Source organism: Mycolicibacterium peregrinum, from assembly GCF_001665625.1.
Classification (GTDB): domain Bacteria; phylum Actinomycetota; class Actinomycetes; order Mycobacteriales; family Mycobacteriaceae; genus Mycobacterium; species Mycobacterium peregrinum_B.
The window spans coordinates 1-592 of the sequence record NZ_LZSY01000024.1; the positions used below are offsets into that span (position 1 = coordinate 1).

Annotated in this window: 2 protein-coding genes and 1 pseudogene; 2 read left to right on the forward strand and 1 reads right to left on the reverse strand. The window is 69.4% G+C overall.

Annotation, left to right across the window (positions count from 1 at the left end; genetic code table 11):
- The coding region (locus tag A5779_RS34370; RefSeq protein ID WP_236734642.1) for an ATP-binding protein at positions 1 to 228 on the reverse strand (228 nt) is incomplete at its 3' end.
- On the opposite strand from A5779_RS34370, the pseudogene A5779_RS34375 reads away from it, so the two are divergent.
- Positions 167 to 379: pseudogene (locus A5779_RS34375) on the forward strand (ATP-binding protein); the annotation flags it as partial. The gene A5779_RS34370 and the pseudogene A5779_RS34375 sit on opposite strands and share 62 nt — an antisense overlap.
- A gap of 22 nt (positions 380 to 401) precedes the next feature.
- On the forward strand, positions 402 to 592 hold a 191-nt coding region (locus A5779_RS04260), incomplete at its 3' end, for a hypothetical protein (protein WP_131811564.1).

Here is a 592-nt window from a genome sequence, read left to right on the forward strand (position 1 = left end):
CAGCCCCAACCCGGTGCTGCCCTCCCTTCGTGACCGCGACGAGTCTCCGCGGGCGAACCGTTCGAACACGTCGGGCAGCAGTGTTGCGGGTATGCCAGGACCGTCGTCTGCGACGCTCAGCAGCACCGCATCCCGGTCGGGTTTCAGCGACACCGTGACCGAGGTGCCCGACGTGTTCGAACGGTTCGCCCGCGGAGACTCGTCGCGGTCACGAAGGGAGGGCAGCACCGGGTTGGGGCTGGCGATCGTGGCCGCGGTGCTCAAGGCGCACGGCGGCACCATCGCGGTGAGCAGTACCGCGGGCTCGACCGAATTCGTGGTGCGGCTGCCGGTCGTCAGCTCACAGGGCACGCACAGGACGGACCAATCCGGCACCTAGCGGCCACGGCAACGATGAGAACGTGACCCTTGTTGCCGCGCATCCCGCTGCCGAGGTGCCGGCGGCGACACCCGAGGAGTCGAAGCCCCGCAACTCGACCCCGATCACCCAGCGCATCGCGGTGGGCCTGCTGTTGGCCGGCACCGCGGTGCTCTACCTGTGGAACCTGTCGATCAGCGGGTGGGCCAACGCGTTCTACTCGGCCGCCGCGCA